Annotated in this window: 8 protein-coding genes and 1 tRNA gene; 2 read left to right on the forward strand and 7 right to left on the reverse strand. The window is 69.6% G+C overall.

Translation table 11 applies throughout. The features are described from left to right. The 7 genes from ABDW35_RS26575 to ABDW35_RS26605 form a co-directional block, all read right to left on the reverse strand. The coding region (locus ABDW35_RS26575) for a PEP/pyruvate-binding domain-containing protein (RefSeq protein WP_343716871.1) at nt 1-807 on the reverse strand (807 nt) is incomplete at its 3' end. Nucleotides 808-1,380: 573 nt separating this feature from the next. Continuing rightward, nucleotides 1,381-3,483, reverse strand: coding sequence for a glycine--tRNA ligase subunit beta (gene glyS / locus ABDW35_RS26580; RefSeq protein ID WP_343716872.1), 2,103 nt, complete (start codon nt 3,481-3,483; stop codon nt 1,381-1,383). A 1-nt stretch (nt 3,484) separates the two neighbouring features. Then, on the reverse strand, nt 3,485-4,366 hold the full coding sequence (locus tag ABDW35_RS26585; RefSeq protein ID WP_343716873.1) for a glycine--tRNA ligase subunit alpha: 882 nt from the start codon (nt 4,364-4,366) through the stop codon (nt 3,485-3,487). 97 nt (nt 4,367-4,463) lie between these two features. Beyond that, complete coding sequence (locus ABDW35_RS26590; protein WP_343716874.1) at nt 4,464-4,688, reverse strand: hypothetical protein; 225 nt, start codon at nt 4,686-4,688, stop codon at nt 4,464-4,466. Between the two features lie 8 nt (nt 4,689-4,696). Further along, nucleotides 4,697-5,530: a S49 family peptidase gene (locus ABDW35_RS26595; protein WP_343716875.1), complete on the reverse strand. Its 834-nt coding sequence runs from the start codon at nt 5,528-5,530 to the stop codon at nt 4,697-4,699. Nucleotides 5,531-5,602: 72 nt separating this feature from the next. Next, entirely contained in the window at nt 5,603-6,346 is a 744-nt protein-coding gene (locus tag ABDW35_RS26600) for a methyltransferase (protein ID WP_343716876.1), read from the reverse strand. Beyond that, the gene (locus ABDW35_RS26605) at nt 6,339-6,557 is read right to left on the reverse strand and encodes a DUF2007 domain-containing protein (protein ID WP_343716877.1); all 219 of its coding nucleotides are present in this window, start codon (nt 6,555-6,557) and stop codon (nt 6,339-6,341) included. The genes ABDW35_RS26600 and ABDW35_RS26605 overlap by 8 nt, the downstream gene beginning before the upstream one ends. Before the next feature lie 199 nt (nt 6,558-6,756). Here ABDW35_RS26605 and ABDW35_RS26610 point away from each other — a divergent pair, with 199 nt between their 5' ends. Further along, nucleotides 6,757-7,716: a polyprenyl synthetase family protein gene (locus ABDW35_RS26610; RefSeq protein ID WP_343716878.1), complete on the forward strand. Its 960-nt coding sequence runs from the start codon at nt 6,757-6,759 to the stop codon at nt 7,714-7,716. A 66-nt stretch (nt 7,717-7,782) separates the two neighbouring features. Further along, nucleotides 7,783-7,859, forward strand: a tRNA-Pro gene (locus ABDW35_RS26615). Nucleotides 7,860-8,090 lie beyond the last annotated feature (231 nt).

An 8,090-nucleotide genomic window follows, 5' to 3' on the forward strand; every position in this document is an offset into this window, starting at 1 on the left:
GTTCTCGCCGGTCGACGGGTTGCGGGTGAAGGCGACGCCGGTGGCGCAGTCGTCGCCCATATTGCCGAACACCATGGCCTGGACGGTCACCGCCGTGCCCCAGCTGGCCGGGATGTCGTGCAGCCGGCGATAGGTGATGGCCCGCTGGTTCATCCAGGAGCCGAACACGGCGCCGACGGCGCCCCACAGCTGCTCCTTCGGGTCCTGCGGGAAGGGCTGGCCGAGATCGGTCTGGACCACGCCCTTGTAGCGGTCGACGAGGGTCTTCAGATCCGCGGCCGTCAGCTCGGTGTCGAGCGACACGCCGCGCTCGCGCTTGATGCCCTCGAGCTCGTCCTCGAAGCGGTAATGCTCCACCCCCAGCACGACGTCGCCATACATCTGGATGAAGCGGCGATAGCTGTCATAGGCGAAGCGCTCATCGCCGGTGCGGGCGGCGAGGCCGCCGACGGTCTCGTCGTTCAGGCCGAGATTGAGCACCGTGTCCATCATGCCCGGCATCGAGGCGCGGGCGCCCGAGCGGACCGAGACCAGCAGCGGGTTCGCCTTGTCCCCGAACTTGGCGCCGACGATGCCCTCGATCTGGGCCAGCGCTGCCTGGATCTGGCCGTCCAGCTCCCCCGGGTAGGAGCGGCCGTGGTCGTAATAGTACGAGCAGACCTCGGTGGTGATGGTGAAGCCGGGCGGCACGGGCAGCCCCAGGACGCTCATCTCGGCGAGATTGGCCCCCTTGCCGCCGAGAAGGTTGCGCATGTCGGCGCGGCCATCGGCCTTGCCGTTCCCGAAGCCGTAGACCCACTTGGTCATGTCGTTCGTCTCTCCGCCTTGGCGTTCGTGGGAGATGATTGAGTCGGATCTTAGACCCGAAACGGCGAAAGCGGTACGCCGGCCCCGGACCGGGCATCCGGGCGGGCGACGGGCAGACAGCCGCCTTCCAGGGCCCTCGCGGTCGGAATCATCGTACCTCCGCCTCGATCCAGCGCAGGGGGAACAACGGTTCGATCCCCGTGCGTGTTCCGTGTCTTGCAGCGCAGCGAGGCCACGAAGTCAAGCACCGAAAAGCCTAGGAATTCCTCAGAGTTTTATAGGTTTGCGCCGCAACATGATCGATTTCCCGACTGATAAGGGCGAAGACGGAAATCTGCGCACATTTGATAAGCGAGCATAGCGGATGGACAACGTTTCACTGTCCCAACGCTCATGGACCGATTGCGGTCAACGCAGCCCGCCAAGCGAACGAATCTGTTCTTTCCCGGACCGACGGTGCCGATCCGGGCGGGGCCTTGCCCCCAGCCGCCAGGGCGAGGGCAGGGCTGAGATCGATGATGGCGCCCAGCGAGGGCGCACCGCAGCGAAGATCGGGTTCGCGGCTGCGAACCCTTATCCTTCGACCTTCGAGAAGTCGGCGACGGCGTCCATCGACCGCGCCAGATCCTCCAGCAGCGCCAGGCGATTGCGGCGCTGCGCCGGGTCCGGGTCGTTGACCAGGACCGCATCGAAGAAGGCGTCCACCGCGGGCCGCCAGCCGGCCAGCGTGGTCATCGCCCCGGCGAAGTCGCCGGCCGCCAGGGCCGCGCGCAGCGGCTGCGCATCGGCCTCCAGCCGCTCGAACAGCGCCCGCTCCTCGGCCATGGCGAAGCGGCCGGCGTCGACGTTGCCGAAATCCTCGACCCCATCCTTCTTGCGCTCGATCCGGGCGATGTTGCCGGCGCGGCGATAGGCGGTGAGGAGATTGGCCCCGTCCTCGCTGCCCAGGAACGCGGCCAGGGCGTCGACCCGGCCGAGCAGGCGCAGCAGGTCGTCCTCGCCTCCGACGGCGAAGACCGCGTCGATCAGGTCGTGCCGCACGCCCTTCTCACGCATCGCCACCTTGAGGCGGTCGGCGATGAAGGACAGCAATTCCTCGACGACCACGGCGCGGTCGCGCAACCCGTCGACGCGATAGGCGTCCCAGGCCGCGCCGAAGGCTTCGCGCAGCGGCAGGGCAGCGCGGTTCTCGACCACCAGCCGGATCACGCCCAGCGCGGCCCGGCGCAGGGCATAGGGATCGCGGCTGCCGGTCGGCTTCTCGTCGATGGCGAAGAAGCCGGCCAGGGTGTCGAGCTTGTCAGCCAGTCCCACGGCGATCGAGACCGGCGCGGTCGGGCAGCGGTCGCTCGGCCCCACCGGCTTGTAATGGTCGGCGATCGCCTCGGCGACGTCCGCAGGCTCGCCCTGGGCCAGGGCGTAGTAGCGGCCCATCAGCCCCTGCAGCTCCGGGAACTCGCCGACCATCTCGGAGGTCAGGTCGGCCTTGGCCAGCCGGGCGGCGCGGTCGGCCCGGGCCGGGTCGGCGCCCAGCTTCGGCGCCAGCCAGGCGGCCAGCGCCGCCATGCGCTCGACCTTCTGCGCCACGCTGCCCAGCTTGGCATGGAAGATGATCGGCTCGAGGCTCTTCACCCGGCCTTCCAGCGGTGTCTTGCGGTCCTGGTCCCAGAAGAACTTGGCGTCCGACAGGCGGGCGCGCAGAACCCGCTCATTGCCGTCGACCACCGTGGCGCCGCCATCCTTCGTCTCGGTGTTGGCGACCACGGCGAAGCGCGCCGCCAGCTTGCCGTCCGCGCCTTCCAGCGCGAAGTAGCGCTGATGGGTGCGCATCGAGGTGACCAGCACCTCCTCCGGCACCGCCATGAAGGCGTCGTCGATGCGGCCGAGATGGGCGACCGGCCATTCGACCAGCCCGGCCACCTCCTCCAGCAGGCCCGGATCGTCGCGCAGCGCCAGCCCGGCGGCCTTGGCCTGGGCCTCGACCTGCTCGCGGATCAACGCCTTCCGCTCCTCGCGGTCGAGCACGACATAGGCGTCGCGCAGCTTGGCCCGGTAGTCGTTGAAGCCGGCGACCGCGATCCGGCCCGGCGCCAGGAAGCGGTGGCCGACCGTCGAATCGACCGCCTCCTTGGCGCCCTCGCCCGAGCCGTCGATATCCGGCTTGTGCAGGTCGTAGCGGAACGGGACGAGCTTTCCGTCGAACAGCGCCAGCACATGGTGCAGCGGGCGCACCCAGCGCACCACCTCCTCCGCCGCGCGCATCGACTTCGGCCAGGGCAGGCCGAGGATCGCCTTGCGGATCACCTCCGGCAGCAGGTCCGCGGTCGGACCGCCCGGGATGGTCAGGTTGGCGAACCAGATCTTGCCCTTGGGCGTGTCGCGCTGCTCGCACTGGTCGAGGGTCAGCCCGGTCGCCTTGAGGAAGCCGTCGATCGCCTGCTGCGGCGCGTCGACCTTCGGGCCCTTGCGCTCCTCGACCACGTCGGGGCGCACCGCCGGCAGGCCGTCGACCACCAGGGTCAGGCGCCGCGGCGTGACGAAGGCCTCGGCCCGGTCGAAGGCCAGGCCGGCCGCCTTCACCGCGTCGGTGACGAGGGACTTCAGGTCCTCCGCGGCCCGCGCCTGCATGCGGGCCGGGATCTCCTCGGAGAAGAGTTCGAGCAGGAATTCGGCCATGTCACGCGGCGTCCAGCCAGAGTCGGCAGCAGGCCCGGGCGAGGTCGCGCACGCGGCCGATATAGGCGGCGCGCTCGACCACGGAGATCACGCCGCGGGCATCGAGCAGGTTGAAGGTGTGGCCGGCCTTGAGCGCCTGGTCATAGGCCGGCAGCGCCAGGCGGCGCTCCAGCAGTGCCTTGCACTCCTGCTCCGCATCCTTGAAGTGCTGCAGCAGGATCGCCGTGTCGGCGTGCTCGAAGTTGTAGGCCGAGTATTCCCGCTCGGCCCGCAGGAACACCTCGCCATAGCGCTTGGCGCCGGGCGTCTGCGGGTCGTTGAACGGCAGGTCGTAGACGCTCTTCACGTTCAGCAGGTACATCGCCAGCCGTTCCAGCCCGTAGGTCAGCTCGACCGGGACCGGGTCGCATTCGATGCCGCCGACCTGCTGGAAATAGGTGTACTGGGTGACCTCCATGCCGTCGCACCAGACCTCCCAGCCGAGGCCCCAGGCACCGAGCGTCGGGTTCTCCCAGTCGTCCTCGACGAAGCGGATGTCGTGCACCGCCGGGTCGATGCCGAGGGCATAGAGGCTCTGCAGATACAGGTCCTGGGCGTCGGCCGGGGCCGGCTTCATCAGCACCTGGAACTGATAGTAGTGCTGCAGCCGGTTCGGGTTCTCGCCGTAGCGCCCGTCCTTCGGCCGGCGCGAGGGCTGGACATAGGCGACGTTCCAAACCCGGTCGGGGCCGAGCGAGCGCAGCGTCGTCGCCGGGTGCGAGGTACCGGCGCCGACCTCCATGTCGTAGGGCTGCAGGATCAGGCATCCCTGGGCGGCCCAGAAATTCTGCAGCCGCAGGATGATCTCCTGGAAACTCTTCGGGGGTGGGGCGACCGTCGGCATGTCTCGGCTGGCGCTGAAGGAAGGCCGCGCACCATAGGGCGCCGGGCGGGAGGCTTCAAGCGCGCGGGGCGTCAAACAGCCATGAACCGCCGGGATGTCACCCCTCGCAGCGATGACTGAGACCGTCGGCGTGATAGGCGCCACAATTGGGGCAGCGGACCAGGTCCTCGGCCCCCTTCTGCGCCTTCCGCGCCCGGTGCCGCTGCGACAGCGCATCCCGCCGCGCCGCGGTCTCACGGGCGACGCCGACGCGGCGGGCCATGCCCATCAGCCAGAGCACGCCGACCACGAGGGCGATGGCGACGAGAAGCTTGCCGAGCATCGGAATCCTTACAGCCCGTAGCGGGACCAGAGCAGCCGATCCTCCACCGCGCCGACGGCGCTGTCCACAGCGGCGGCGGCCAGGCTGTCGGCGCGGGTCAGGCGGCGCAGCCAGCCGGTCTGCTGCTGCACCGGCTTCAGCCGCACCTTCGGCCCGAATTTGGCACGCAGCACGGCATGAGCATGGCCGATGCCGTCGGCAAGGCCGAGGGCGCGGCCCTTGGCGCCGGTCCAGAACTCGCCGGTGAACAGGGTGGCGTCATCCGCCGTCAGCCGCCCGCCGCGCCGGGCCTTGATATGGGTGATGAAGGCGGCGTGGATGTCGCGCTGCAATTCCTCCAGCTTGGCCACGTCCTCCGGCCGCTCGGGCTGGAACGGGTCGAGGATCGATTTGCGCGTGCCGGCGGTGTGCATGCGACGCTCCACTCCAATACGGGCGATCGCGTCCTGGAAGCCGAAGCCGGCGGAGATCACGCCGATCGAACCGATGATCGAGCTGTCATCGACCCAGATCTCATCGCCGGCGCAGGCCAGCCAGTAGCCGCCCGAGGCGGCGACATCCTCGACGAAGGCGTAGACCGGGACCTTCTTCTCATCCGCCAGGTCACGGATGCGGCGCGCGATCAGCGAGGACTGCACCGGCGAGCCGCCGGGCGAGTTCACCAGCAGCGCCACCGCGGCCAGTTTCTTCGGGGCGAAGGCGGCGGCGATCGGGCGCGCCAGTTTCTCCATCGACAGGCCCTGGGCCAGCAATCCGCGCCCGCCCCCGATCACGCCGCGCAGCGGCAGCACGGTCACCAGCGGCCCGTCGCTGCGGCCGAGGAAGGGAAGTCGGAGGCCCATGGAAACGCTCTCGATCGGTTGCTGTCGGCAGGATATGGGCCGCCGCGGCTCGATTGCAAAAGGTCCGGCGCTTCAGAGCGCCAGCGGCGCCGCGTCGCGCAGCACCGCCTGGGCCGCTGGGGTGTAGCCGCCATCGGCCTCGTGCAGCACCAGCCCGGCCGCCAGCACCGCCGGCGACCGGCCGCCCCGCCGGGCCTGCACCACCACCCGCCGCGCCGGCTCCCCAGCCCGGGGCCAGAGTGGGAACAGCGTCAGCGAACCGAAACCCGGCCGCAGCGCGGCGCAGATCTCGTCGATCCGGTCGGCCCGGTGCACCAGGGTCAGCCAGCCGCGCGGCTTCAGCGCCTTGGCCGCGGCGGCGATCCACCCGGCCAGGTCCAGCCCATCCTCGACATTCGCCACGGCCTTGATCGGATGGGCCGAGGCCCGGCCGCGGCCGGGCGGCAAAAAGGGCGGGTTCATCATCACCCGGTCGAAGGGTGCGCCCGGGATCGGCCCGGCGACGCTGCCCTCGACGATTGCGGCACGCCCGGCCAGCCCGTTCAATTCCAGATTGTCACGGGCGAGAGCCGCCAGGCCGGGATCGCGTTCGACACCTGTGACCACCACCTCCGGGCAGCGCGCGGCGAGGCACAGCAGCGCCGCGCCGGCGCCGCAGCCGAGATCGGTCACCCGCTCGCCCGGACCGGCCGGCACCGTGGCGGCCAGCAGCACCGGGTCGATCGCGGCGCGATAGCCGTCGCGGGGTTGCAACAGGCGCACGCGGCCACCGAGCAGCCGGTCCTCGCCGGCCGCGGGCGCCGCGGCCTCAGGCATCGGGCAAGCTTTCCCCCGCCGATTGCAGGACATATCGCGCCCGGCTCCAGTCATCGACCGGCACCATCAGGCGGCGCGGCAAGATGCCCAGGCTTCCTTCCAGCACCGATGTGTGCATATCAAGGATGACACTTTCGATGCGCGCGTCGGCCAGCAGGGCCGTCAGGAAGGACAGCCGGACCGGGTCATTGGTTCGCAGAAGCTCTTTCACGGGGCCCATTTCTCGTCTATGCAGCGCATTCATAGGGTCATGGTGACACAATCCGGTTCGGATCGCTGCCCTGCTGCAGGCCGGTGCCGGAGTTCGGACGATGGATGTTGAGGAGCCGGGCTTGACCGCCAGTCTTGGAGCGACGAGAGCCGAGTCCCTGCCGCCGGAGCCGACCGCCGATGCCGGCGCGCTCGACCGCCTGACCGCCCTTGTCGCAGCGGATCTCGAGGCGGTCAACGCCCTGATCCTGCAGCGGATGCAGAGCTCGGTCGAGCTGATCCCGCAGCTCGCCGGTTATCTCATCGCCTCGGGCGGCAAGCGCATCCGCCCGGTGCTGACGCTGGCCTCGGCCCGGCTGTGCGGCCATCGCGGCCAGCGCCATGTCGGCCTGGCCGCCGCGGTCGAGTTCATCCACACCGCCACCCTGCTGCATGACGACGTGGTCGACGAGAGCGACCTGCGCCGCGGCCAGGCCTCGGCCAATGTCGTGTTCGGCAACCAGGCCAGCGTGCTGGTCGGCGACTTCCTGTTCTCCCGCGCCTTCCAGGTGATGGTCGAGGACGGGTCGCTGGAGACCCTGCGGATCCTGTCCAACGCCTCGGCAGTGATCGCCGAGGGCGAGGTGCTGCAGCTGTCGGCCGCACATGACACGGTGACCAGCCGCGACACCTATCTGCGGATCATCAAGGCCAAGACGGCGGAACTGTTCGCCGCGGCCTGCGAGATCGGGGCCGTGGTGGCCGACCGCAGCGCGGCCGAATGCGCCGCCATGCGCGACTTCGGCACCGAGCTCGGGATCGCCTTCCAGATCGTCGACGACGTGCTGGACTATTCCGCCCGCCAGGCCCGGCTGGGCAAGACCATCGGCGACGATTTCCGCGAGGGCAAGATCACCCTGCCGGTGATTCTCGCGGTGGAGCGCGGCAGCGAGGAGGAGCGCGGCTTCTGGCGCCGGACGCTGGAAGACGGGGAGCAGAGCGAGCAGGACCTCGACCACGCCGTGGCCCTGCTGCAGCGCCATGGCACGCTGGCCGACAGCATGGCGGCCGCGCGGAGCCACGCCGAGAACGCCATCCGGGCCATCCGCCTGCTGCCCGCCTCACCGATGCGGCAGGCGCTCGAGGATGTGGTCGATTTCGTGGTCGAGCGGGATTTCTGACGGAACTGCGACACAGGCCTTGCAGGCCCCCGTCAGTCTCGCTATAAGCCCATCCGCCGGTGCAGACGGAGTGTAGCTCAGCCTGGTAGAGCGCTACGTTCGGGACGTAGAAGCCGGAGGTTCGAATCCTCTCACTCCGACCATCCCCGGCCTGGGCAGGCCGGTCCCTCCCGTAGGGACGACCCATCAGGCCTTGCCCCTGAATGCAGGTGCTCACATGGCTGAGACCTGCAGCCCGGATCGAGATCCGGCCCCCTCTAAAGCTCTATGAAATGCGCGTGGACCGCCAGGGATTCCCTGGCTCAGACTGTCCTGGCTGAACGACGCGAAGAGTGTTGCTCCTCGCGTCGCCCGCCACCGATCAGGGATTCGAC

The sequence above is a fragment of the Inquilinus sp. genome (assembly GCF_039594555.1).
GTDB lineage: Bacteria > Pseudomonadota > Alphaproteobacteria > DSM-16000 > Inquilinaceae > Inquilinus.

Excerpts from the sequence above, each read along its gene's own strand:
- glyS (WP_343716872.1), bottom strand. The coding sequence starts at position 3,483 with ATGGCCGAATTCCTGCTCGAACTCTTCTCCGAGGAGATCCCGGCCCGC.
- ABDW35_RS26600 (WP_343716876.1), bottom strand. The coding sequence starts at position 6,346 with ATGCCTGAGGCCGCGGCGCCCGCGGCCGGCGAGGACCGGCTGCTCGGT.
- ABDW35_RS26595 (WP_343716875.1), bottom strand. The coding sequence starts at position 5,530 with ATGGGCCTCCGACTTCCCTTCCTCGGCCGCAGCGACGGGCCGCTGGTG.
- ABDW35_RS26590 (WP_343716874.1), bottom strand. The coding sequence starts at position 4,688 with ATGCTCGGCAAGCTTCTCGTCGCCATCGCCCTCGTGGTCGGCGTGCTC.
- ABDW35_RS26585 (WP_343716873.1), bottom strand. The coding sequence starts at position 4,366 with ATGCCGACGGTCGCCCCACCCCCGAAGAGTTTCCAGGAGATCATCCTG.